Source organism: Lentisphaera profundi (assembly GCF_028728065.1).
GTDB lineage: Bacteria > Verrucomicrobiota > Lentisphaeria > Lentisphaerales > Lentisphaeraceae > Lentisphaera > Lentisphaera profundi.
The window spans coordinates 2,249,687-2,275,686 of the sequence record NZ_CP117811.1; the positions used below are offsets into that span (position 1 = coordinate 2,249,687).

The following is a 26,000-nucleotide window of genomic DNA, read 5'->3' on the forward strand; positions in this document are numbered from 1 at the left end:
TTAACTTAATCTTAATCACAGACGATTCCATGGCATTTTTGTGAGTAGTATACCCATGCCACAGGTATCGGTTATCCCTGCAAACATTAATCCCGCACCAACAAATGCCGATAAATATTCAGCTCCATTAAAACCCAATTTCATTAAGATTATACCCGTTAAAATCAATAGGCCTGCACATATTCGAACTTGGCGCTCTAAAGAAATAATGTTCTTTAATTCTTCCGTCTCGAAGCCTTCTTTTTTCCAAGCGTTTAGCCCACCTTCTAAACACAGTATTTCTTCCGTGTAATCACATAACTTTTCACTTGCTTTACGTGAACGCGCACCACTTTGGCATATTAATAACAACTTTGTATTCGCAAAACGCTCATTGATCAGTGCCGTATTGATTTCATCTAAGGGAATATTGATCGAATTGGCTAGATGTTCAGCTCCAAATTCAAAAGCTGTTCTCACATCAATTATTTGATATTTGCCTTGACCATCAGCTAGTTTTTGCCAAGTTTGTGGGTTTATTTCTTTCATAATTAGACCTCAATATTTCAGTTCTTATTTTAATAAGGCACGTAGATCATCTTGATTTAATTTACCTTGAAAAGCACCTGCTTCAATAACATCGTCCACTAATTGACTTTTTTGTGCCTGAAGAGCCAACATTTTATCCTCTATACTTCCCTTAGCCACCAAACGATACGCACTAACGGCTCGTTCTTGTCCAATGCGGTACGCTCGATCAATCGCTTGATTTTCAGCAGCTGGATTCCACCACGGATCCATAAGATAAACGTATTGAGCTTGGGTAAGATTCAGCCCCGTACCTCCTGCTTTTAAACTAATTAAAAAGAAGCGACAGTCTGGGTTATCATTAAATTCACGCACCGGGACTTGGCGATCTTTGGTGGATCCATCCAAGCGAGTGTAATTCCATTTTGCTGATTGAATCCTCTCCTCGATCAAATCTAAAAACGTCGTGAATTGGGAGAAAATCAAGGCTTTGCTTCCGGATTCAAAAACTTGCTGAAGCTGGCTCATCAATACTGTGATTTTTGCTGACTCGACTTCTTTATAATCTTCATTTACTAGGCAGGGGTGACAGGCTGCTTGCCTAAGTCGAGTTAAAGCTGCGAGCATATTAAAGGGTTTATCACCCTCTTTCTTCTTTTCATCCTTTCCTTTTTCCTGAGCATAATACGCTTCAATTTCTCTATATATCTTATCTTGCACACCATCCATTTCACAAAAGAGTACTTGTTCAGTCTTAGGAGGAAGTTCCTTGGCCACTTCAGATTTCCTTCTCCTCAGCATTAGAGGATGAATGGTTTGACGTAAAGCCTCTAGATTTTTTTGACTGCATTTCGGGTCTAAATAAATTTTAGAAAAATGTTTATACGTTCCTAATAAACCTGGATTAATAAATTCCATGAGGCTCCATAAATCCCCCAAGCTATTCTCAACCGGTGTACCCGTTAGGGCTATCGTGAAATTTGCTTGAATTAAGCGCATGGTTTTTGACGTCATTGACATCGGATTCTTCATTGCCTGAGCTTCATCGGCTACGCACACATCAAATACTGTACCCTGTAATTTCACAGCATCGCGCATCAGTGTCCCATAGGTAGTCAACAAAATCTCACCAGCTTTTAGGACCTTGAGTACTTTAGATCTCGATGGACCCAAATATTGATAAACTTTAAACTCAGGTGCAAACTTCTTAACTTCTTCCTCCCAATTAAATAATAAGGAACGTGGTGCGACAATCAAAATCGGCTTATTTAATTCATTTTGATGCGCCAAGTGATGCAAAAATGCCAATACTTGAACAGTTTTACCCAAACCCATATCATCTGCTAAACAAGTACCTAAGCCTAACTTTTGCATTTCTATAAACCAAGCAAGGGATTGCTTTTGATAATCCCTTAAGGTCGCTTTAAAGCCTTCCTGAGGCTCTTGAGGAGCTAGGTTTTTGAAGCTTTCTAATTTTTCACTTAAGGTCGGATAATCAAACTCACAGTTTTGGTCCTCAATCTCTTTTAATTGTTTCTCTACTAAGAGCGACTGTTGACGGTGGAAACGCAAACCTTCTAAGCTCATCTCACCCAACTCAGTTAAAGCCGTGAAATTCTTCAACCATTCTTCCGGTAGTAAGCCTAAACTGCCATCATCTAAAACAATAAATTGTTCTCCATTCATCCATTGGCGTAAGATATCCGGCAAGGATACTCCTGCTCCGTCAAACTCGACTTTACCCTGTATTTCCAACCACTCCATTGAACTGCTTACTTGCAATGAATAATCTCTGGGGACACGTAATGATTTTCCCTCTGCCATCGTTTGCCATTTGCGTTCTTTCAGTGCAGGAACCACCTCTGGCAATTTAGCAGGCAATAGTTTCCAGCCGGGCTCTGGCCCCGAATTCATATATTCAAAACCTAATGCGTAAAGCAATTCTTTTGAGAATTTTTCCTCTCGTAGCTTACGTTGAAAAATTTCTTTATTTTTAACATCAATTACCTCTTCATCGGCAGAGGCATCATTAATTTCACCTTCTCCATAAATCCAAAATAAATCGACATGGAGCATCTCTCGGTTTTTAACGCGGTATTCTGCTGTCTTAAAATAGAGCTTCCCTAAAACATCCGTCGAAGCTTTGGCGGTATAACGCAAAGCTTCGGGTAAATGATCTGTCACTAATTGGCTAGGTGACAAGTAATCCTTGATCCAATCACTCACATCTTTTTGCTCTAATTTTAAAAATCCTCTTGGCCACGACTCTAGGATTTTTTGGGCTCCCAGCACATCATAAAATAAAATGCTCCCGTCGTTATAGTAAACTCCGGGTATATACTGCTGGTAAGTCATCATTTCATTTTGCGAATTACGCAGATTCACGTTTAGATGAAAATCTGCCTCTCCGCTTTGCATTGCCTGTAATTCTAAATGCCATTGTCCTTTGACATAGTCTAGTTTTTTGAGTCGCCGATCTTCAGCTCTCCAATACAATTGTTTAGCCCTGGCTATTTTCAGTAATTGATCCGAGCTAAGACCTTCAATTTCTACATAAAAAACTTTCCCTTCATTTTTTAAGGGTAGCTCTTTAAAAAAATCTAACAGTCCCAAATCATGGGCATTGCACTCGGCTCTCCGAGGATCAAAATATCCTCCTTTACCACTAGCTTTCCAAAAAAACTCTAGCCGCTTTTGATATAAACAAAATATCACTGTGATATCACTAGTCGTACATAAACGAGGAGCTATACCAGCGGATTTCTGTGATGGTTTAATTGGGGATTGAGATGTGAAATTCGATGCTTGATAACTAGCTTCTTGAAAATGACTTTCTTGCGAAACTTCTTCTTCCTGAATCTTGGATTCCATTGCCCGCATGGGCAAAATTTTTGCCGCCACATTTTTTTTCAGTGCATTAAGTAAAACTTCACGTTCTTGAGCTACTTGCAAGGCTCTAGACAAATGCTCGCAGAATTTGCCTTCTGACTCAATCCCACAGTCACATTCTACATAGAGCCTACGCTGACTTATGCGAAGTTCGCAAAACACACTCTCTTTGCGGCTACTGACTTCTGCACAAGCATAATCGGCGGCTCCTTCATCAAAGCGAACTGAATACTGTTCACTTTCAATATCGGACAAATATTCTCTAAACTTATCAAATAAGTTTTTCATTTAACGACATTCGAAGCAAGCATGCGAATACTGCCTAGATGAGGATATAAATTTATTTTTTACCCTTAACTATTGAGCTCGGATTTCTCTCTAAGTAGTCCATCAATCTACGTATGGTATCGAGAGTACGATCAAAATTATTCAAACTATTTGAGGTGTCTTTACTTAAATCAACCAATGCTTTACCAATTTTACCTTCTCCCGATAATATCTTTTCAACTTGAGGTGTTAATGAAACTAAAGCATTTAAATTTTTCTCCACCATATCTAAAGCTACTGCTACTCCATCACTCATACGGTTAAAATCTTTTCTAATGAGATCAGATGTTTTAGTCGCACTCACCAAAGCTTTATTGAGCTCGACGCTATTGACGTCTAGATTCGCAAGAGTTTTCCTGAAACTTGTCGTCGTATCGCCAACTTTTGCTGCCACAACTTCTTTTTCCAGTACTTGTGTGAACTTATCTATGCGCTTTAATGATAAAGAAAGGTCTTTACTTAAAGTCAATAATTCTTCGCTAGCAAATTTATCTAGACTCGTCATTGTTTTTTCTGCACTCGCCATCGCTTTTTCTGCATTTGCTCCAATTTGTTTAAAATCAATTCTCGCAACACCGTCTAGTATTTTTTCCACATCAACAACTAAATCTTCTAGTGATGAACGCAGTGCGGGAATATAGGTCTCGGTCACCTCGAAAGGGAGTTTGACCTTATTATCTCTTTTGGTATCGATATAATCTAGTTCAACATATTTCATACCGGTAATACCTGCATAATTTAGGCTTGCACGCATCCCTTTTTCTACGGACTCAATTATATAACCTTGAAAACGTACTTGAACTTGATCTTCCGATAAATCTTTTATCTCGCTATCACTTACATTTCGTGGTACCGCAGTCATTGTCACCTTAACAAATTCATTCTCCCAAAGTTCGACACTTGTCACTCTACCAACGGTTACACCTTTCAACTTCACTGATGATCCTACCTCTAGGCCCTGAACACTACGATCAAAATATGTGACAAAATCAAAACTTTGACGGAACTGTTCTCGCAAGCCCAAATAGAATAATGCGCAGATAAAGAGCACTAAACCACTGAGTACAAATACGCCTAATTTAAAATGTTTACTTTCCATCTTTTCATCTCCTCGTTAAGTCTGAACGGATTCACGTCTATTTAAAAAGTCGCGTACCCATTCATTTTTTGATTCATTTTTTAATTTTCGGGGATCCCCATCTTCAATAATCTGCTTGCTTTCTTTATCTAGCATGATTATTCGATCTGCGATAGAAAAAATACTTTCTAACTCATGGGTAACAATAACTATTGTCGTCTTAAACTTTGCTCTTAACTTTAAGATCAAAGCATCTAAATTGGCTGCTGAAATAGGATCTAAACCTGCGGAAGGTTCGTCAAAAAATAATATATCGGGATTGAGTGCCATTGCACGTGCAATTGCCGCGCGTTTTTTCATACCACCACTAATTTCTGCCGGGTAAAAAGTATTAAACTCGTCGAGCTCCACAAGTGCCAATTTCTCCATTGCACGCTCATGCATTTCCTCTTTGCTCATAGAGGTTACTTCTTCAAGAATCATCGTGATATTTTCTTCCAAAGTCAAAGAGCCAAATAATGCACCTGATTGATACATGACACCAAACTCTTTCATGATCTCTCTTTTACTTTCTGCTTCGGCATTAACGATACTCTTATCTTTAATAAAAATATCTCCCGCCATGGGTTTATAGAGTCCGATCATGTGTTTTAAAAGAGTACTTTTCCCACAGCCAGACCCACCTAGAATTACAAAAATTTCTCCTTGATTGATCTCAAAATCCAAGGATTCCATGATCACGCGTGCGCCATAGCCAATTTTTAATTTTTCTACTTTAATTACAGGATCCATAACTACCTCAAATGCGTAAAAATAACTGTCATTAACGTATCGGCAACAATAATCAAAAATATGCCTGAGACAACTGCAGAGGTAGCGGCTTTACCCACACCTTGAGCATCCGACGAGCTATTCATCCCTCGATAACAACCCACAACAGAAATAATAATAGCAAAAGCAAAAGCTTTTGTTATACTCTCTAAAACATCAAAATAATGAATGACTTTTACGGTCTGATTCAAATAAGCCGCGAAGGGTAATTTAAGTTGAACGACACCTACAAAAAAACCGCCTAACACACCAAATAGATCACCAATCAATGTTAAAATGGGCATCACTACCATCATCGCCAATAATTTTGGAATAATTAAAAAGCGGGGGGGACGAAGCCCATCGTTGTTAAGGCATCAATTTCTTCATTCACTCGCATTGTGCCTAATTCAGCCGCAAATGCGGAACCTGCTCTTCCTGTTGCGATCATCGCAACCATAAGTGGTCCTAATTCTTTAACAATAGATAAACCCACTAAATTGGCTACGTATATTTCCGTCCCAAACTGTTTCATTTGAACCGCTGATTGAAAACCAAGAATCAAGCCCATTAAAAAACATATAAGCGCCACAATCCCTGTCGCTTCCCGTCCACAGCCATCCATGTAATAAAGCGTACTTCGCCATTTTATCTTATGCGGATTTTTTACAGAGAAGAAAAGTTCTTCGACTACTTCACCTATAAAGCTAGTGATTTTTTTTGCTTCAACAAAAAAGTCGACAAAATTATCACCAAAACTGGAGACAAATTTCCTCACTTATTTGTTTGAAGATTTTTATCTAATTGTTTGAAAATATCTTGTACGGCTAAGCTCATCGATTGGGCTAAAGAGTCACCATCTAATGCCCTTATAGCCTGTACACTTTTAATTCTAAAGAATCTTTGCTTGTCTTTAGTTTCAAAAAGAAAATCTATACTAATTCGTGACTCCATTGATTCCTGATCAAAAACAAATTCATTCAGCTCTCCCCGAAGTTCATTTACACCTAGAGGAAAATGATTTTTAAGCTCTGATTCTATGAGGCGATGTGGACTATCTTGCCATCTCTCAAATTCTCTTAATTCTAAATGAGATCCTTTTTTCAAATTCATTCTTTGATGAATTTGAGCCCCCGCCCGTATTTCTCGAACATTCAACGAGGCCTGCCCCTCTCCTTCAAGATTTAAAGTATAATACTGAACAGGGACTGACTTACCCCCTATACAAGAAATAAAGAAGACAACTGAAAGAAAACCGATTATATAATTGCGCATACTGCCAACCCTTTAAATTAAACACTCATTCACTCAAATCTGCACTCGTAGTATAAAAGTTCCATCACCCTCATGCAAATTTTTAATTAAATCTAAATAAAACAGCCATTCTCATGACTCTCTTGATTATTTCTTAGGTTTTTTTAATTCATGCTTCAACTCTTCCTTAACTTCTTTCTCTATTTTCTCCTCTAATTCAATATTGATTTTCTTTTCTATTTGCTTCTCAACTTGCTTATCTAAACCCTTTTCCACTTGCTTTTCCACTTCTTGCTCTAGCTTGCCTTCAAATTTTTCTTTGATTTTTTCTTCGAAGAGATCCTCTCTCTTTTGAAGAATTTTCTCTGCTCTTTTTTCTAAAGTCAAATCTCGCCAACCATCCCTTAAAGCATGAACTTCAATAATTAAATTTTCGTCACCCATCTGTCTTCTTACAATTCTAGTTAATTCGTCAATGTATACTTTAGGCATACGCACTGAAGATGCCAAGATAATCATTACGTCTGTAGGGTCAGCTTCACTACCTGGTCGACCATGTAATAAAAGCTCTACATCTGGTAGAGTTTCAATATAATGTATGATACTGGTGGTCACATTTTTAGCTACAGGATATAAATTCGGTGTGGGCTTACCTAACTTGATATTCCTTTCTAACTCCAAACCCAATGGTACCGCGAATACAACCAATATTGTCGCTAATGCACCAATAGCTTTATATACCCAGGTATTACGCTGTGCATGTACTTGCATACTATTAATCCCGAGGATATTGAAAGTAATTGATGCACCCAAAATAATGGCTACCAAGTTTGTTGTAAATAGTAAAAAGGCGCCGAAAGCAGTCGGGAATTTTCCATATGCAAGAGCAATCCCCACTGAACACAAAGGAGGGACTAAAGCCGTCGCAATTGCAACTCCGGCCACCGCCCCACCTATATTGGGTCGAGCTAAAGCATAAGCCGCTGCGCATGCGGCAAATAAGGCAACAAATAAATCAAGAATATTTGGCACTCCTCTACTCACTACTTCTGATGTCAATTCCTGACCTGGGGTTATAAAACCAACCAAAAAACTTACTCCAATCGTCAAGAGAACACCTACTGCTATGGTCTTACTAGATTTAAGGCCTAAGCGAGCATTTGCTTGCACTAAGGCTAATCCGCAGCCAATCATGGGTGTCATTAATGGCGCTAATAACATAGAACCTATCACAATAGCTGCTGAATCCTGCAGTAAACCAAAAGAAGCAATCGCCGCCGCCAATCCTAACATTACCATGAAATCTGCTGTAAGCAAAGAACCACGCCTCAAACCTAGAATTAAATCAGCATAAGCTCTTGGGCTCAGATGTGGAATCCATTGAGTGTATTTTTTGGCTACGGCCATTTTTGGAGCCCTTTTTACAAGGCCCACTACTGGAAAACGTTTATTCTCATTCCAATTAGAAATATCTTTGGCATTCTCCGCACCCGTAAGTAATAGATCGACTTTATTAAAAAAGTAATTTAATGATTCATAATCTGCATCCAAACATTCAACACGGGCTTTAACTTGATCTTTTGTGACTCCACTTTCATCTAATAAATCATCAATTGCCTGCTTACCCACAATTTCATAGTTAAAACTATGATCTTCCTCGAGCATTAATAACTGAACCTTTTCTCCCTCTCTTAAACCATCTTTGGCAAGGACAAGTGCCTTGGGGTCGTTTACTCCTCCCGTAGCCAGCACCCCCACTCTCTTCATTCCAACACGAGATTGAGGCCAAAGTAAAATTGTGTGAATTGAAGATTCTACAAAAATAGGATATAATAAGGCATTGTTCTGAAAAGAAGGGTGAAAGACACCAAGCAATACCTGATGTTTATTCCGGTCTATATACGCACCTAAACTTTTAGCGCTATTCTCTACTGGCAATTCACTAATATCATAAGATAAAGCTAGGGCGCCACGTGTTTCTTTTTTAATTCTCTCTCGATACGTTGCGGTATCTCCTTCTCCCTCTACATAGAGCAATTCGACTTCATTAAGTTTATAGATCTGAGCAAACCTCTCTGCCGCTGGAATGAGTAGATCCAACTCATTTATCTTGCTGACATACAATAATATCGACGACATTATCTCCCTCCAAATTTAAATAGATTCCTAACAATTTAACGTCATCACACCTTTTGTCATCCGACGTGTAGGATTTCCATATAACAATTTCATAAATTTCAGTCATAAGCTCTTAATTTCACGGAAGTAAAAAAAATACTCATCCCTGTCTAGCCTTTTTTTGCTCTCAGTGTATACTAGCGCGAAATTAAGAAACTAAAGATCTTTTACATATTATGAGTAAGAAAATTAAACGCAATCCACGCAGTATGGGCCGCAAATGGGCTCTTCAGTACCTTTATCAAAGCGATATAGCTAAGCTTGAATTCAACGAAGATGAGTTTGAACTTTTCATAGCGCAAATCCTCGATGCCCCTTCGGCACCCAATCAACACGAAGCTAAAAATGGCTTTGCGTTTGCTCGCGAAATCATAGAAGGCGTCCTTAATAACATTCTTGAAATCGATAAATCCATTTCTGACGAAGCTAAAAACTGGAAAATCGATCGTATGGCAACTACCGATCGTAACGTTTTACGCATTGCCGTTTTTGAACTTATGGAAGTTAAATCAAATCATCCCATTGTTATCGTAAATGAAGCTGTAGAACTCGCTAAAACTTTTGGTGATACCGATTCATTTAAATTTGTCAATGGCATGGGAGATACCTTAGCACGCAAATTCCGCCCTAAGGAAATGGAAAAATGAAAGGTATTTTTAACGTCTTCAAAAAAGGACTTAAAAAGACCAAAACGGCACTTTTCCGTTCCTTTGAAACAGTCTTTTCAAGCGTCGACAAATGGGATGAAAGCACTTATCGCCAATTAGAATCTGCCTTGATCTCTGCAGATTTAGGCGTTTCAGTTACTCAAAAGATTATTGCTGACATCAAAGAATCTTACTCACTTGGTGAAATCAAAACTTCAGAAGACATTATAAATATTGCTACCACACGTATCAACGCCATCCTTTCGAGCGACAATCGTCCCCTTAATGAAAACCCTACCGGACCTACAGTCCTACTCATGGTGGGTGTGAACGGAGCAGGAAAAACGACGACTACCGGCAAGTTAGCTTACAAACTAAAACAAGATGGAAAATCTGTCTTATTAGCTGCATGTGATACTTTTCGCGCCGCCGCCACTGAACAACTTAAGCATTGGGGTGAACGCATAGACGTCCCCGTCATTGCAGGCAAACACGGCTCAGATGCCGCTGCCATTGCTTATGATGCTTGTGCATCTGCGAAGGCCAAAGACGTTGACTACCTCATTATTGATACTGCCGGCCGTCAGCACACTCGCCAAGACCTCATGCAAGAGCTCCCGAAAATTTTACGCGTTATTCGCAAAAACTTTCCTGAAGCACCCCACGAAACGATTCTTGTTGTTGATGGCTCTACAGGAACTAACGCCCTCTTTCAAGCAAGAGAATTTGGAAAAGCTTGTGATGTGACCAGCCTTGCGGTTACAAAACTCGACGGCTCTGGCAAAGGCGGTGTTGTTGTTGCCATCAAAGATGAACATACCTTCCCCATCCATTTTGTTGGACTAGGAGAAAGCCCCGAGGATCTACAACCTTTTGATCCAGTGCTTTATGCCGAGGCTATCTTCTCTAAAGACAGCCCGGTAGCTTAATAAGCCTAAAACTCTGCTCGTATCTATTTAAGATTCGAGCTTTTTATTGCTCACAGATTTGAGATTCAAAGAAAACCAAGCAAGTTTACTTAAATCAAATTTCAGGAGCACTAAATGGGCCACCTCCCTAATAACCTTCCCACCTTTTCACAATTCGATGCATCACTACTCAATCAAGATGTAGACCTTTTTCTTACACAAGCCAGATTACAAATAAAGAGCTTACTTGATTCTCCTAGTTTCACATGGGATCAGCTTATGCTTCCTCTAGAAGATATGGATGTTGACTTGGGAAAAACATGGGGCCTAGCCTCTCACCTTTATTCAGTCAAAAATAGCCCTGAATTACGCGAAGCTTACAGCGAAGCCCAAGTGAAAATCTCTGAATTCTACACTGAGCTAGGGCAAAATTCAGAACTCTACGAAGCCGTTAAGTCTTTAAAAGATGCTCCTTCATTCACTTCTCTTAGCGACGGACAACAAAAAGTCATCAATAATAGCCTGCGCTCATTCAAGCTTTCCGGTATTTCCTTGGAAAATGACAAGAGAAAACGCTTTGCGGAAATCGCAAAAGAACTCTCTAGCCTAGGTACTAAATTTTCTAATAATGTCCTAGATGCGACTCAAAACTATCACTTGCAAATAGACAAGGAAGCAGACTTAGCCGGCCTCCCTCAAAATGTCATTGACGCCGCCGCGACTTGTGCCAAAGAAAAAGATCTCACTGGCTGGGTTTTCACCCTCGACTTTCCTTCCTTTCAACCCCTACTCACTTATGGTGAAAGCCGTGAACATCGCGAAGAAATCTATCGAGCGTATTCCACTAGAGCATCTGAGACTGGACCTAATGCAAATAAGTATGATAACACTGAAGTCATTGAAAGCATTTTAAGCCTAAGACAGGAAGCCGCCAATTTACTTGGCTTTAAAAACTTTTCCGAAAAATCCATCTATACCAAGATGGCCGAATCACCCAAACAAGTTTTGAGTTTTATTGATCAATTAATTGATCGCTCTCGTGATCAAGCTCTCGGCGAAGTGGATGCTATAAAAAAATATGCGGCATCGAAAGGTTTCCAGGGGGAGCTTCAGGTATGGGACATGGGCTTTTATGCCGAAAAAATGCGCCAAGAATTCTACGATCTAAACCAAGAAGAATTACGCCCTTATTTCACCATTGACAAAGTCATGAACGGCCTCTTTGACCTCGCTAGTAAACTTTACGATATACAAATTTCCGAAGTAAAAGATAAACCCGATGTTTGGCACGATGATGTGCGCGTTTATACAATCGAACGCGAAGGTAAAACCATCGCCTCTTTTTATCTTGATCTTTATGCACGCGCAGACAAACGCGGTGGTGCATGGATGAATGGTTGCCTTTCACGCCATACCAACACTGAAGGTGAATTACAGCTACCTGTATGTTATTTAGTTTGTAATTTCATGCCTCCAGCTGCAGGAAAACCTGGATTACTTACTCACAACGAAATCACCACACTATTTCATGAATTTGGCCACGGCCTTCATCACATGCTCACCAAAGTAGATATTGCGGCCATCGCAGGCGTAAATGGCGTTGCTTGGGATGCAGTAGAGCTTCCTTCTCAAATCATGGAGAATTGGTGCTGGGAAAAAGAAGTCATTCACTCTTTATCAAAACATGTAGAAACTGGCGAAGCTCTACCGGATGACAAAATCCAACGCCTTCTCGATGCTAAAAATTTCAATTCCGCCTTAGCTATGATGCGTCAACTTGAATTTGCTTGCTTTGATTTTCGCCTTCACGCTGAATCCGCGGAAGACAACTTTGCCGGCACGCAAGAATTGCTGAACGAAGTGCGCAAACGAACGTCCGCACTATCAGCACCTGAGTGGAACCGTTTTCAGAATGCTTTTTCACATATTTTCGCAGGTGGCTATTCTGCGGGTTACTATTCATATAAATGGGCTGAAGTTCTTTCTGCAGATGCCTATGACCTCTTTGAAGAAGAAGGCATTTATAATTCTAACACGGGCAAAAAATTCTTACAGGAAATCTTAGAACGTGGAGGTGAACAAGATGCCGCTGATTTATTCAAAAATTTCCGTGGTCGTGAACCCAAGACAGATGCTTTATTACGCCACTCAGGCATAAAGTAACACTGAACCGTTCTTTTCCCTCTGTATAATATTGCTATAAGTTCTTCCATGAATTACTTTGCTAAATCTAAAAACTAAACCCGTAAAAGTATATGATTAAACACTTTGTGCTCATCCTTTTATTAAGTCTATCTTTATTTTCAAAAACTAAGATAGACATTCCCTATTCACCCAGCCTATCTCCCGATGGCTCACAACTTATTTTCTCTTGGGACGATGATATCTGGAAAGCATCAAGCCAAGGTGGCCTTGCCACCCGTTTGACAAAAAGCAAAGGCCTTGATTATAGACCCCTGTTCTCACCTGATGGGACTACGATCGCTTTTGAGTCAAATCGTTTAGGACCTAATTATATCTTCACAATGCCCGCTGACGGTGGCCCTGCTAAACAAGTCAGCTTCAACTCAGAAGGCTACTTACTTCTGCAATGGTACCGTGACAGCAAAAACCTCGCCTATAGCTCTGATCGCAACTTATATGTCCCTCGCAAGGGCAGTATGCCTTATAGACTCAATACTTTAACACAAGAGGCCGATAAAGTTATTTTCAATGCCCGCATGCGTGAATTCCATCTATCCCCCAATGAAGAACAAATTTTATTTACCCGCGAAGGATCACAAAATTATCGCAAAGCTTATCGCGGATCACAAGCTTCACAAATCTGGCTATACGACAAGGCTTCAAATAAATTCACTAAAATCCTTCATGATCAATGGAATAATCGCAAGCCTCTATGGCATCAAAATGGCCAAGGATTCTTTTATCTCTCAGACAAAAGTGGAACGAATGACATCATGTATTATGACTTCCAAAGTAAAACACATAAACTTTTTTACAGCGGCGAAGGCGAGCACATTCTGAATCTTAGTATATCCAACGATGGCAGCACACTAGTTTGGAGAAGGTTATTTGACCTCTATACCTGGAAGCACCAATCTACGAAAACAGCGAAAAAGCTTGCTTTACACACTCAAGAAGACACCGAAAAAGCACTTACAGAAAACAGACTTGTTAAAGAAGTTGAAACCTTTGACATCAGTATGGATGGCCTAGAAATGGCCTTTTCAAAAGATGGCTTGATCTATGTTAGTGATAGCAAGTTATGTGAACCCATACGTATTAGTGATGCCAATTCATACTGTATAGAACCCGTTTTCTCTAATGATTACAAACATATTTATTACCTCAAAGATAAGGGTACGGATATGTCTATCGTTCAAGTAGAACGTGAGGATGCAAAGAAATATTGGTGGCAGAATCATGCATTCAAAAAAACGGAGATTTTTTCATATAAAGGTAGTATCGTAGACCTAAATATTGCACCTGATGATTCAAGACTAGCGTTTGTGAGTGGAGATGGAAGCCTATGGACTTTTGATATTAAAAAGGGGATTCGAAAAAAAGTAACTAACACCTGGATGGAACCCGATTATTCCTGGTCACCTGATAGCCAATGGTTCGTTTATTCTTGTCCTAACGAAAACTACAATAATGAAATTTTCGTCATCCCCGCCGACGGCTCGACAGCAGCTATTAACATATCGAGAAACCCTGCCTCAGATCGATCTCCCACTTGGTCAAAAGACGGTAAAATGATTGCCTATGTCAGTGATAGAGCACGAGATGACAGCGACATCATCCTCGTCTACCTACAACAAAAAGATTTTGAGAAAAGTCCTCGCCAGATAAAACTAAAGGATGCTCTTGAGCACATGAAAAGCGGCAGGCCTGTTAAAACTAAAAAAACTGACGATGATCCTGATGATTCTTCTAAAGAGGACAAAGAGGACAAAGAGGACAAAGAGGACAAAGAGGACAAAGAGGACAAAGAGGACAAAGAGGACAAAGAGGACAAAGAGGACAAAGAGGATCCAAAAAAAGAAAATTTAGCAAATAAGGAAGAAAGCCTGATCTACGATTGGAACAATGTTCATCAACGGACGAAACATATCCGTCGTGCAGGAAGCAATGAAAGACGCCCTCTATTTAGCCAGGATTCAAACTACTTAATTTGCGCCTCCGACAAACGTAAAGAGAAAGGAACTTATGCTTTTGATGCGATTTACAAAATCGAACTGGATGATAAAAAATATACTTTTTTAAGTTTCAATAGTTCGACCAACATCCCTATAAAGCCTTTAAAGAAAAATGGTTATTTTGCCTCATCTTCTTACAGAAAAGCCACGATTATGAGCCGTAAAAAAACGGTGAAATTTGAATATGAATTTCAACACACGGTCAATTTACAAAAAGAAAAAGAACTGATTTTTGCTCATTCATGGCGCTTACTAGATGAAAAATTCTATGACCCGAACATGAATAATCTCGACTGGAATCTCATCTACAAAAAATACTCAACGGCGGCCAGAGAAGCTAGTAATATTTGGAGGCTGAGTACAACGATCAACATGATGGTCGGCGAACTCAATGCTTCTCACTTGGGGTTCTACCCAAAAGCAAAGTACCCTACTATACCCAAACGACTCATCACTGCTCACCTAGGCTTACGCGTCCAACGTAAAGAGGGCAAATTATACCTTGCAAATCCGGTACCAAAGTCGCCTGCTGCCAACATTGAATATAATTTGAAGATTGGCGATCAAATATTGGAATTAAATCACCAAGTGGTTAATTCGCAAACAAACCTCGATAAAATTTTAACCGGCTTAGATCATCAAAATATACATATCAAAATACTCAATGCCCAGAAAGAAATCAAAGAGTATACCATCGAGAGTATTAGCCCAAGTAAAAAGAATGACTTACTTGATCTTGAAATGATTGAAGGCTTAAATTCAAAAACTTTAGAACTCAGCGACCATAAAATTAGCTACCTTCACATTGATAAAATGAACTTTGATTCTTTCTATAAATTTCAGGATGAACTCTACTCCAAAGCCTACGGCATGGATGGCATCCTTATTGATGTACGCGATAACGGTGGCGGCAGCACCGCTGACCACCTCTTAACCATCCTCTCTCAACCCGACCATGCTTTTTGCCAAGCTCGCAATCATCAACTTGGCTATCCAGACGATCGCAGCATTTACTCCCCTTGGAAAAAGCCTATTATTATTCTTTGTAATCAAAACAGTTTTAGTAATGCAGAAATTTTTGCTCATGCAATTAAAACAACAAAAAGAGGCAAAATTGTGGGTGTCCCAACAGCCGGGGGCGTCATTTCTACTTGGGGTACAACCATCCTGAAAAAACACCGGTTTCGTCTCCCTATGCGTGGCTGGTATCTCGCAGACTCCGGTTTAGACATGGAGTTAAATGGAGCTCGACCTGATTACCTGCTATGGCCTCATGCGGGTGACTTTATTTCTGGTCATGATCCCCAACTTAACAAAGCAGTAGAAATCCTTAAACAAGATATTGTGCAATGGAAGAAGTCAAAAGAGCAGATCAAACCCATCAGAGCTCATCAAAAAAAATAGTTATCCCCGCATGTGATTTACTGGGCATTGGTTTAAGCGTACTCGATCATAGCCTATTCCTGAAGTCACATCCACAAAGTGATGAAAAAACTACCGCTCTTAATAGTTTCGAAACTATTGGAGGCCCCGCATGCGTTGGCACTTTATGTGCCAATCGTTTAGGTCTACGTACCGCTCTAATCAGCGCTATTGGTCAAGATTCCGCCGCAGATTTTATCTGCTCTTATCAAGACAAATTCACTAATCATAATTTTATTCCTCTAAGGTCGGACAAGAGTGCTCATGCAACAATTTTGGTGAAGGACAATGGCGAACGTAGTGTCATCGCTTCTCTACCTCAAAAGGTTCAGTCCAGTCATTATCACGTTCAGCATGTGCCAAAGTATATTTTATTGGATGGCCGCTATATTGATGAGTGTTATGATCTAATTATGCTTCTCAAAGATCGCGGAAGTCAAATTATTTTGGATGCGGGTTCCGCAAACCCTGGCATCCTCAAAATGCTTCCCCATGCTCATATCCTTATCTCTTCTCAAAAGTTCGCCTTGGATTACACAAAAAAAACTTGTGCTAATGAAGCTCTCAGTGAAATCAAAAAAACGCATACGCAGATAATTATTACCACTGGAGAAAAAGGATCGCTCTATTACTTAGATGGTCAAACAGGGGCCATTATTGCTAATAAAATAAAAGCCGTAAATAGTAATGGTGCGGGTGACATTTTCCATGGTGCATTTATTGCTGCTCTTGCTGGAGAAAAAAATTCACTTGAAAGTGCTAAAATAGCGAGCCAAATCGCAGGCTGGCATTGTACGCAGAGCTCCGTGGAACAAACTCTACAGTGCTTAGGTAAAAACCTAAGCCTCGAATCATTTCTTTAAGACGAAACTCACTGTAGGGTCTTCGGCTACTACTTCTGTTTTATTTTCCATCTTCTCTAAAGTTTGGATGATTTCTCTGCGCAATTTGCGAGCCATCATTCGAACTAAACCAACTTGAGAATTTTCTCGCTCAAATACCGCAAGTAAAATAACTTCTTCGCACATTCCAGCAATATACAAGTTACGTTTTTCACCTTGGTGATAAACCGCCTCAAAATCTTCTTCCCCCACCGTTCTTGCTAACTCACGGGTCGCTGCAAACGAGCCTGCCGTTAAGGCGGCCATGAGATCATTTTCAGTATCACTACCTGCATCAACTAAGACCGCTCCACCTTTATCACAAAGTAACGCTGAACTCGACTCTGAGAGCCTAAGGAATTCATCCAGCTCACCTTGTAGCTCTAAACATTCGGCATGGTTTAACTCATACGCCATGAATTACCCCTGATTTTTCTTTTGAATAAAGTCGTGTAAGACTAACTTGGAAATCGCATTTAAAGTCTCAAAAACACCATCTCCATCACAAGCCACACCATTAACTACAGGCATTCTAATAGGCCCATTATTAATCAAAAAATCCATATACTCAACAGGAGACACATCTTTCATATCGCGCTTATTATATTGAAAAACTAAAGGCATTTCATCTACTGAGCTGCCTTGTTCTTTTAGATTCTCATCTAAATTCTGTAAGCTTTCAATATTCTCAGGCATTTTTTTAATCTGGGAATCTGCCACAAAAACAACCCCATCACAATTCCTAAGAACTAATTTTCGCGTACTATTATATTTAACCTGTCCCGGTACGGTATACATTTGAAACTTTGTTGTATACCCTTCGATGGCATCCGATTTCAAAGGTAAAAAATCAAAAAACAAAGTTCTATCTTGGCTCGTGGCTAAAGATGACATCTTCCCTTTTGATTCCCCGGGCATTTTTTCATGGACTATCTGTAAGTTTGTAGTCTTCCCACATAAACCTGGTCCATAATAAACAATCTTGAACTGAATTTCCTTTTTTGCATAATTTACTACTGCCATATCAACTCCCTTTAGCAAAAGTATTGAAGGACTGAACGTCCGTAAGATAAAATTTTACAGGTAAAGTGAAGTAATTTCCTAGCAAGTCCTTAAGGCCCTGATTAAACGGATTCAACATTGCGACACTCACTTCTGCTTTAGTCACTGAAAATATAAGCAGTTCCGCATAAGATATCAATTTTTTTGGTAGTAGTTCAAGCTCATTTGAATAATGAAACTCACTCAAATCGACATATTGCAGGCCACTTCGGCTTTTCAAGGCTTCTAATAAGTCTAAATACTTGACTCGATCGCAATCTGGCAAGTAACTAACTATACCTCTCCAAATCGAAGGATTATCTTTATTTCTTGACTGAATTAAGTGATTACATAAGTCTACATACGTTGAGACATCCAACATGCCCCATTCCCTAAAACGGATTAATAAATCTATATGGGGCCGTATTTGTGTCCACAAGTCAATATGCGAGGTGAAGTACTGTTCCTCTTCGCTTTTACATAGTGAAATCAAATCATTGATCTTTGACTTTTGCGTGAAAAATTTACTTTTAGGCTGCTCTTTCGTATGATCATAAAAGCTATCTATATCTAACTCACCTTCTTGAGCATGCTGTAAACGATGATCAAACTCCCTGATTTTGACCTGATCTTCACATTGACTGTATATTTCTACTAAGCGTTTTAATGCAAATTCATCATGAGGCATATTTTCTAATACAGATTCATATACCTTTGCTTCGTCTAGAAGATTTTCTATGTTCTTTGAAATCGACATACTCCTTCTAACTCCATCTATTCAAACTTACTTAAGTAACCTCTAACTGTTCATTTAGAATAAGTGATTTTTGGCGGCATAACAATATCCAAATATAAAATATTGAACACTCTTATCTCAGTAACTTACTGCAATTGACTCACTGCATTTAAAGCTTGAGAAAAATCTTCATTAGCTTGATCTGAATTTTCACTAAACTCAAGTATTTCACCAAACTCCACTGTCATTTTTGAAAATGGCAAAGGAATATAGAGTTTATCCCAAGTAGGCAATTTAAAACAAGCAGAATAACGTGCGCCTATGGGCACAAGTTTTTTCTTTGATTTTACTGATAACATAACCGCACCAGGCTGAGCTTCATATCTAGGCCCACGTGGCCCATCTGGAACAATGCACATCAGCTTATTGGCTTCACGCAACACTTTCAGAGATTTAATGAACGCTATGGCTCCACCCTTATCTTTCTTCTTCTTTTGTGCAGAGCCTCTTATCACCGAGAATCCACGACTCATCATAATATCAGAAATCATTTGTCCATCTCGTGACTTAGAAGTCATGCCCGTACTTTTGTCGCAAACTCTTCTTTCAAAGACATAGGACAGGGCCAATACTTGATTGTGCCAAAAGGCTATAATATAGGATTCATCATCGTCATCTAAGCAGGCGACTTGACCAATAAATTCCCGCCGCACTGTACTCATCCATATACTAAAGCAAAAACAAAAACACCTAAGCATCATCTTATAAAGAAAGCCTTCAGGATCAAAAAGCTTTTTTATCACAGTAATAAATATTTATTTGAAATTGAGATACCCGACAGCAAGGCACCAACGATACCTAAAAAACCCTGGTCCGTACCACAAAGATACAAATTCTCTGTACCTAGAAATCCTGATTTCACTTTAACAGGCGAGCCATATATAGCGCCATTAATATGCGAGGTGAATTTCTTGACTGTTAAAGGAGTGAAAGCATCCGTATAAATAACACGATTACGAATTTTATCACCAAAACCAGATGTATTTATTTGTTCTTTAACAAAATTTTCTTTCGTTCTTGCATAAGTATCTGCATCCATTGCCTTCCATTGATAGTAATTAGCTAAGGAAGTAAAACGGACCATACCTTCACGTTCAACATTATCAGTATACTTAAAATTACCTGGCATACATATCACACCCGATTTACATGAATAGGGAGTTTTTGTCTTTCGGTAATGAAATTCTTCTTCTCGATTAAAGAAAATTATAGTCTCTTCCAAGCCTAGTTCACTTACGGGTTTATCTAAAACTAACATGGATTCAACAAAGGAAAGTTCACCCGCTACACCTGCTGGAACTTCATCATTAAGTAGATTTAAAGTTTCTCCATATCCGGCAGATGAGAGGACATTAGTAGAATGAATAATTTCTCCATTTTCCAATTCCACACCTACCGCTTTACCGTGGTGACGCAAGATCTGTTTTACACCTGTTCGCATACGTATTTCTGCGCCATTAGCAAGCAGTTTTTTACGTAGCAATCTCAATAAATGACGAACACCATTTTGAGGGCGACAAAAACCTTCTAAATAGAGACTTTTAAACATGATACAAAACTGCGAGAAATCCATATCATCTTCTACGGCACTCCCGTAGTACATAACAGGGCAAAATATCATATCCCTTAAAGCTCTTGATGTAATAAAACTTGCTACGACTTCCTGCGCCGAAACATACGCCGCATCCAAAGACACATCATTATAATTTTTCACATGCTCTACTAAGCGTAAAAAACCATCTACTTCTCCAGGAAATTCTCTGGCAACTTCATCTGCCATCATCGTAAAAGAGTTTCCAAAACGAATTTTATTTTCAGGAAAATCGATAGCTGAAAAACTTTGCTCTACTAAGTCCAGTTCATCATAGGGAATTCGAAGTTGACGCAACAACTTAGTCAGTGGAGCTGAACGTTGTCCTCGCTCGACAAAATTAGTCATTGCATGAAGGCCCACGTCAAAGCGACGGCCATCTTTAGAAAAGTGTGAGTTCAAGCCTCCTGGAATTGCATGCTTTTCCAGTACTAAAACTTTTTTATTATAGTGGGCTAAACGTATTCCGGCGGCTAAGCCAGACATACCTGCACCAATTATTATCGTATCATAAGTCATAGAAAAAAAAGGGGACTTATCAGTCCCCAAATCGAAAGTTGTTATCGACTTAAATATCCTTCATCTTGGGCTCGAGGTAAGCCACGCAGCTATCAAGGCTTGCGAGTTCACCGTATTCTGCCTCAGGCACTTCCACGTTATACAGCTTTCTAAGCTCCATAACGATGTCTAAAAAATCCATAGAATCCAATTCAAGCTGATCTCTAAGAGCAACTGCGGGATCAATATTGCTGCAATCTTCGTCTGGCACAATATCTTTTATGATGTCAATGATTGCCTGCGCAATACCTTCATTTGTCATTTAACGACTCCAAAATAATTTATATTTTTAACTAAAATTTAGTTTGTAAAGACCTCGAATATAATCCGACCTTACAAATCAAGCAAATCATTCACCTAAAAAACGGCTCACTATCAAAGCAGAATTTATACCCAACATCCCAAAAGAGTTATTCAGAATGTGATCAACCGAACTTAAATCTACTGCTTCTTTAGTTACTAAATTTTTCACTGCACATGCTGGATCTACATTATCTGCATTCATACAAGCGTGTACTTTATTGTCTTCAAAAGACAATAGATTACCCGCGAGTTCTAGCGCTCCTGCACCACCCATAGCATGTCCGATAAAGCCCTTAGTATTATTTACATAAGTATTTTCAGATTCTCCGAAGACGGCGTTAATTGCCTTAGACTCTTGAATGTCACCTGCACTTGTTCCTGTCCCATGTGTATTCACGATATTTATATCGCTTGCATTCAAGCCTGCTTTATTGAGAGCTTTATGCATACACTCGGCCTGTCTTTCATTATTAGGCAATACAAAATTAGTCGCATCTGAATTGATATTATAACCTGTAATCTCACCGTAAATTTTTGCCCCGCGAGCTAAGGCATCATCCAAACGCTCTAGCGTATATAGTGCTCCACCCTCAGAAATAACAATGCCATTGCGATCTATATCAAAAGGACGACTCGCTTTTGCTGCGACTGCGTTCTCAGCCAAGGCACCTTGACTCTTAAAAGCTGCAAAAATACCGAAAGTATGAATACTTTCAGAAATACCACCAGCCAAGGCTACATCGACTTCACCTAAAAGTAATTGCTGTAAACCATTAATTAAACCCACATTCCCTGCAGCACATGCAGCACCTAGACAATAGTGAGGTCCCGTAATACCAAACTTTACCGTAACTTCTCCTGCAGGATTATTAGCTACCGTACGAGGATTGTGGTGATGAGTCCAATATTTAACATCATAATCAAATTTACTAATATTGTAAATTTCATTTTCTGTCTCGACATTGCCATGCTCTGTGGTTCCGACAAATACACCGACCCTAGACTTATCTATCGTTTCGAGATCCAAACCTGAATCAGACAAGGCTTCACCTGCACAATAAATACTTACCGAGCCCGCTCGCGTCCCCACTCTAAGTTCTTTTTTGGTTTGATACTTTAACTTATCGAAGTCACATACGCCTGCAAAAGTATCTCCTATATATCTTATATTATAGTCACTAATGCCCGACACCCCATCCAAAAGGTTTTGGCGATATTCTTGCAAGTTATTTCCGTTGGGAGAGGTCAATCCCACTCCAGTAATAACTATCCGTTGAGAAAGTGCTTTATCTTGTGTATTAGCTTGCAAAATTTGTTCCTAATTGGCTGTGAATATTATAAATATTTTGATAAGAATATCTCCTATTTAAAACTTATTCAACTATATAAACCACATTCTTCAAAGATACTAAGCTGTTGACATGGCAGTTTTTAACATTATAATACTCGCCTTCTCAAAAATAAGCCCTTTATATAGATGTATAAGAAAGTTAAAATCGACGGTTTTCAAGCACACATACCTGAATCAACACTCACTTCCGAGGTCGTTGAGGATATGTTGCGCCCAGCTTACGAAAAACTTAATCTATCTAAAGGCCGCCTAGAGATGTTCACTGGCATCAAAGAACGACGCTACTGGCCTCTTGAAAAACGTCCGAGCGAAGCTTCTGCAGAAGCCGCTGAAAAGTTACTCACTCGCTTAAACATTGATAGAGATGACATTGACATTGTCATCCACTGTTCTGTATGTAGAGATTTCCTAGAGCCCGCAACGGCAAGCGTTGTCCACAATCTTCTTGGGCTCAAACCACAAGCCATGAACTTTGACATCTCAAATGCCTGCCTTGGCGTCATCACTGGAATGAAAGTAGTCGCCGACATGATTGAAGCAGGAACTATAAAGAAAGGACTTCTCGTCTCAGGCGAAATTGGCTTCCCCTTATTAAAGCAGACCATCGATCACCTTAATTCGCAAGAACACTTAAGAAGACAAGATTTTAAACCTCACTTTGCATCTTTAACCATTGGCTCATGTGCCTCTGCGGTCATTTTATCCCACGAAGATCACGCCGTAGACGACAGCCACAAATTATTGGCTATCAATTCTTACTCCAACACCGCTCAAAACGACCTCTGCCAAGGCGGACACAACAACAGCTCGAGTAATGGCCCGCTAATGCAAACAGACTCTGAAGCTCTTCTTACTGCTGGCGTAGAAACCGCCTCCAAAGCTTGGCCTTCCTTTCTTGAAGAATGCCAATGGTCTATCGCTGACATAGATCGCTGCTGCACACACCAAGTCGGCTCTGCACATACTCGCCTACTTTTTGAGAAACTGGGATTAAGTACTGACTTAGACTATCAAACTTTCGACAAACTTGGAAACTGTGGTTCAGCTAGCCTTCCTGCCACAACGGCTTTAGCAGCCGAAGCAGGACATTTACAAAAAGGCCACAAAATCGCCCTACTTGGCATCGGATCAGGAATTAACTGCTCTTTGTGCGCAATCGAATGGTGATTTCCTTAGTTTTGTCCTCATTTATACATTGACACCAATTTAATTGCTCTGTAAATTATCCGGTGAATCAATAATCTTTAAAAACAAATTCAAAATTCGGAGTGTCAAAACATGTTAATTTTAAACAGATTCTTAAACGTCATCAATCTGATCCTAGCCATCGCGGCTTGCGGAACAGCATTACTTTTAAACCAACGCCGAATCGAATTACGTGAAAGAGCTAATGTCTTTGCAGACATTATCGTTGAATCCGTTGTAGAAGTAGATGGTAAAACGGGAACTGACACATGGTTAGGCAACGGCCTAGGCGACGATATCAAAGCTGAGCAACTCGGATGGGAAGCATACCACACTGATCCAGAGGCAGTAAAAGCTCAGTTAGCTAAAATCAATGAACTAATGGCTCAAGCGACTCAACACAGAAACCAACTCTCTAAAGAGATTTTTCGCCTCGGTGATGCCCTTAAAACTCCATTTAAAAATGAAGAAACCGCTATCGTTCGTACACTAAATCAATTTGGTCAAACTGAAACTGAAGTAAAGGCCATTGAAAGCCATATCCAAGATTTACAAAAGAGAGAGTTAGAAATCGTCACTCAAATTGTCACTCTATCTGAAACGATTAACAAAGGCATCGAAGCCGGCGACATCAATGACCCAAGTACTCTTGAGGATCAGTCTTACTCCACTCCATTAGAAAAACTGAATCGCAATGTTAAAAACATCTATGATCGTGCTAACACTCTTTCGACCACGCTTAAAAAAGCAATCGCAGCCGCTCCTCTCGTTGATTGGACTGCTGACAGCGATCAACTCTCCTCCGAGGATGAGTACGCATCACAAACTGATAAATTCATCGCGGACATGGAAGCTTATAACAAAAAAATAAAAGAGTTCCAAGCGGCTGCAGAAAAAATCGAAGAACTTACAATCAATGCAGAAGAACTTGCCTTGAATCTTGAAGAAGCCAACGGCGAACTCAATGAACTTAAAAATACTATCGGCAAGAAAGATACTGAGATTGCTCGTCTTGCTAGACAAGTCGAAATCTTGACTCCTGAAGATGATGCAGTTGGCGCAATGCCACAACATCTCACGGCTGAAGTTCTTGAAGTTAATACAACTTTCGATTTCATCGTTCTTAACAAAGGTTCAGAAGATGACGTTTTCAATAAAGGCGAAATGCTTATCCACAATAATGGTGAGTATGTTTGCAAAGTAAGAATCACTAGAGTTTTAGACAACCAAGCAATTGCTGAAGTACTCAACGTAGCTCGTAAAGGTATGCCTGAAGTCGGCTTCCAAGCTATCGTGGCAAAATAATTTAGGAGACATTCACTATGATGAATTCAGTCTTAACGTTTATCGTTAACTTAATTACCCTAGCCCTTTTAGGCGCGGCTCTGTACTTCACCTTTGAAGAAGCACAACATTACACAGGTAGCGACAAATTATGGGATACATCCAGCTGGACCAGTCCAGAAAAATAATTAAGTACGCCTTATTCTTCTCAATCACAGCCCTGCTTAGCAGTGGCTGTGCTTTCTTGAATAAGGAGCAGGGATACGTGGATGACAAACCACAAAATACTCCCACCAACTGGGAACGAAACGCCTTTGGTATAGGTTTCTAATCAAATGAATATCGTTCTCTTCCAGCCTCTCATACCCCAAAATACGGGGACTATTGGGAGGCTTGCTGTTTGTACAGACAACCACCTCCACCTAATCAAGCCTCTCGGTTTTGACATTGATGAAAAGAAAATCAAAAAAGCGGGTATGGATTACTGGCCACACGTCAAACTTCATATACATGAATCATGGAATGATTTTCTAAGTAATACTCCAGAAAATAAAACCATGGTTTTCTGTACAACCAAATGCAAAAAAACCATCTACGAACACAGTTACTCCGAAGATGATTATCTTATTTTCGGAAATGAATCACATGGCCTTCCTGAAGAATTTTACGCTAATTACCAAGACTCTTTAGTCACCATCCCCATGAAGGGTGATTTCCTGCGGAGCCATAACTTAGCCAATTCAGTCTCCATTGTTACTTACGAAGCAATTCGACAAATATCTTACACTTAA

21 protein-coding genes and 1 pseudogene are annotated in these 26,000 nt (G+C 39.6%); 8 read left to right on the top strand and 14 right to left on the bottom strand.

Features of this window, described 5'->3' with window-relative positions:
- Nucleotides 1-15 precede the first annotated feature (15 nt).
- The 7 genes and pseudogenes from PQO03_RS09055 to PQO03_RS09090 form a co-directional block, all read right to left on the bottom strand.
- Nucleotides 16-528 (bottom strand): rhodanese-like domain-containing protein, encoded by a 513-nt coding sequence (locus PQO03_RS09055; RefSeq protein ID WP_274149701.1) that lies wholly within the window; start codon nucleotides 526-528, stop codon nucleotides 16-18.
- A gap of 24 nt (nucleotides 529-552) precedes the next feature.
- Nucleotides 553-3,684, bottom strand: coding sequence for a DEAD/DEAH box helicase (locus PQO03_RS09060; RefSeq protein WP_274149703.1), 3,132 nt, complete (start codon nucleotides 3,682-3,684; stop codon nucleotides 553-555).
- A 52-nt stretch (nucleotides 3,685-3,736) separates the two neighbouring features.
- Nucleotides 3,737-4,822: an MlaD family protein gene (locus PQO03_RS09065; protein ID WP_274149705.1), complete on the bottom strand. Its 1,086-nt coding sequence runs from the start codon at nucleotides 4,820-4,822 to the stop codon at nucleotides 3,737-3,739.
- Between the two features lie 15 nt (nucleotides 4,823-4,837).
- Nucleotides 4,838-5,593: an ABC transporter ATP-binding protein gene (locus tag PQO03_RS09070; protein WP_274149707.1), complete on the bottom strand. Its 756-nt coding sequence runs from the start codon at nucleotides 5,591-5,593 to the stop codon at nucleotides 4,838-4,840.
- Nucleotides 5,594-5,595: 2 nt separating this feature from the next.
- Nucleotides 5,596-6,236, bottom strand: a pseudogene (locus tag PQO03_RS22100) (MlaE family ABC transporter permease).
- A 149-nt stretch (nucleotides 6,237-6,385) separates the two neighbouring features.
- Nucleotides 6,386-6,886: a hypothetical protein gene (locus PQO03_RS09085; protein ID WP_274149713.1), complete on the bottom strand. Its 501-nt coding sequence runs from the start codon at nucleotides 6,884-6,886 to the stop codon at nucleotides 6,386-6,388.
- 126 nt (nucleotides 6,887-7,012) lie between these two features.
- Nucleotides 7,013-9,004: a TIGR00341 family protein gene (locus tag PQO03_RS09090; RefSeq protein WP_274149715.1), complete on the bottom strand. Its 1,992-nt coding sequence runs from the start codon at nucleotides 9,002-9,004 to the stop codon at nucleotides 7,013-7,015.
- Nucleotides 9,005-9,219: 215 nt separating this feature from the next.
- On the opposite strand from PQO03_RS09090, the gene nusB reads away from it, so the two are divergent.
- The 5 genes from nusB to PQO03_RS09115 all read left to right on the top strand — a co-directional run bounded on the left by nusB (nucleotide 9,220) and on the right by PQO03_RS09115 (nucleotide 17,082).
- Nucleotides 9,220-9,690: a transcription antitermination factor NusB gene (nusB, locus tag PQO03_RS09095; RefSeq protein WP_274149717.1), complete on the top strand. Its 471-nt coding sequence runs from the start codon at nucleotides 9,220-9,222 to the stop codon at nucleotides 9,688-9,690.
- A complete protein-coding gene (gene ftsY, locus PQO03_RS09100; RefSeq protein ID WP_274149719.1) occupies nucleotides 9,687-10,619 on the top strand; it encodes a signal recognition particle-docking protein FtsY in 933 nt (310 codons plus the stop codon). The genes nusB and ftsY overlap by 4 nt, the downstream gene beginning before the upstream one ends.
- Before the next feature lie 114 nt (nucleotides 10,620-10,733).
- Complete coding sequence (locus tag PQO03_RS09105; protein WP_274149721.1) at nucleotides 10,734-12,761, top strand: M3 family metallopeptidase; 2,028 nt, start codon at nucleotides 10,734-10,736, stop codon at nucleotides 12,759-12,761.
- A gap of 92 nt (nucleotides 12,762-12,853) precedes the next feature.
- Nucleotides 12,854-16,201, top strand: coding sequence for a S41 family peptidase (locus tag PQO03_RS09110; protein ID WP_274149723.1), 3,348 nt, complete (start codon nucleotides 12,854-12,856; stop codon nucleotides 16,199-16,201).
- Nucleotides 16,147-17,082: a carbohydrate kinase family protein gene (locus tag PQO03_RS09115; RefSeq protein WP_274149725.1), complete on the top strand. Its 936-nt coding sequence runs from the start codon at nucleotides 16,147-16,149 to the stop codon at nucleotides 17,080-17,082. The genes PQO03_RS09110 and PQO03_RS09115 overlap by 55 nt, the downstream gene beginning before the upstream one ends.
- Here PQO03_RS09115 and PQO03_RS09120 read toward each other — a convergent pair.
- The 7 genes from PQO03_RS09120 to PQO03_RS09150 all read right to left on the bottom strand — a co-directional run bounded on the left by PQO03_RS09120 (nucleotide 17,071) and on the right by PQO03_RS09150 (nucleotide 22,698).
- Nucleotides 17,071-17,517 carry a roadblock/LC7 domain-containing protein gene (locus PQO03_RS09120; protein WP_274149727.1) on the bottom strand — a complete coding sequence of 149 codons (447 nt, stop codon included), beginning with the start codon at nucleotides 17,515-17,517 and terminating at the stop codon, nucleotides 17,071-17,073. The two genes, PQO03_RS09115 and PQO03_RS09120, sit on opposite strands and share 12 nt — an antisense overlap.
- Before the next feature lie 3 nt (nucleotides 17,518-17,520).
- Nucleotides 17,521-18,123: a GTP-binding protein gene (locus PQO03_RS09125; protein ID WP_274149729.1), complete on the bottom strand. Its 603-nt coding sequence runs from the start codon at nucleotides 18,121-18,123 to the stop codon at nucleotides 17,521-17,523.
- Nucleotide 18,124: 1 nt separating this feature from the next.
- On the bottom strand, nucleotides 18,125-18,898 hold the full coding sequence (locus PQO03_RS09130; RefSeq protein ID WP_274149731.1) for a hypothetical protein: 774 nt from the start codon (nucleotides 18,896-18,898) through the stop codon (nucleotides 18,125-18,127).
- A 125-nt stretch (nucleotides 18,899-19,023) separates the two neighbouring features.
- Entirely contained in the window at nucleotides 19,024-19,590 is a 567-nt protein-coding gene (locus PQO03_RS09135) for a lysophospholipid acyltransferase family protein (protein WP_274149733.1), read from the bottom strand.
- Nucleotides 19,591-19,676: 86 nt separating this feature from the next.
- On the bottom strand, nucleotides 19,677-21,047 hold the full coding sequence (locus PQO03_RS09140) for a phytoene desaturase family protein (RefSeq protein ID WP_274149734.1): 1,371 nt from the start codon (nucleotides 21,045-21,047) through the stop codon (nucleotides 19,677-19,679).
- Nucleotides 21,048-21,096: 49 nt separating this feature from the next.
- Nucleotides 21,097-21,348, bottom strand: coding sequence for an acyl carrier protein (locus tag PQO03_RS09145; protein WP_274149736.1), 252 nt, complete (start codon nucleotides 21,346-21,348; stop codon nucleotides 21,097-21,099).
- An 87-nt stretch (nucleotides 21,349-21,435) separates the two neighbouring features.
- Nucleotides 21,436-22,698: a beta-ketoacyl-[acyl-carrier-protein] synthase family protein gene (locus PQO03_RS09150; RefSeq protein WP_274149738.1), complete on the bottom strand. Its 1,263-nt coding sequence runs from the start codon at nucleotides 22,696-22,698 to the stop codon at nucleotides 21,436-21,438.
- Nucleotides 22,699-22,866: 168 nt separating this feature from the next.
- On the opposite strand from PQO03_RS09150, the gene PQO03_RS09155 reads away from it, so the two are divergent.
- The 3 genes from PQO03_RS09155 to PQO03_RS09165 all read left to right on the top strand — a co-directional run bounded on the left by PQO03_RS09155 (nucleotide 22,867) and on the right by PQO03_RS09165 (nucleotide 26,000).
- The gene (locus PQO03_RS09155) at nucleotides 22,867-23,907 is read left to right on the top strand and encodes a 3-oxoacyl-ACP synthase III (protein WP_274149740.1); all 1,041 of its coding nucleotides are present in this window, start codon (nucleotides 22,867-22,869) and stop codon (nucleotides 23,905-23,907) included.
- 111 nt (nucleotides 23,908-24,018) lie between these two features.
- The gene (locus PQO03_RS09160; protein ID WP_274149741.1) at nucleotides 24,019-25,230 is read left to right on the top strand and encodes a coiled-coil domain-containing protein; all 1,212 of its coding nucleotides are present in this window, start codon (nucleotides 24,019-24,021) and stop codon (nucleotides 25,228-25,230) included.
- Nucleotides 25,231-25,544: 314 nt separating this feature from the next.
- The gene (locus PQO03_RS09165) at nucleotides 25,545-26,000 is read left to right on the top strand and encodes a tRNA (cytidine(34)-2'-O)-methyltransferase (protein WP_274149743.1); all 456 of its coding nucleotides are present in this window, start codon (nucleotides 25,545-25,547) and stop codon (nucleotides 25,998-26,000) included.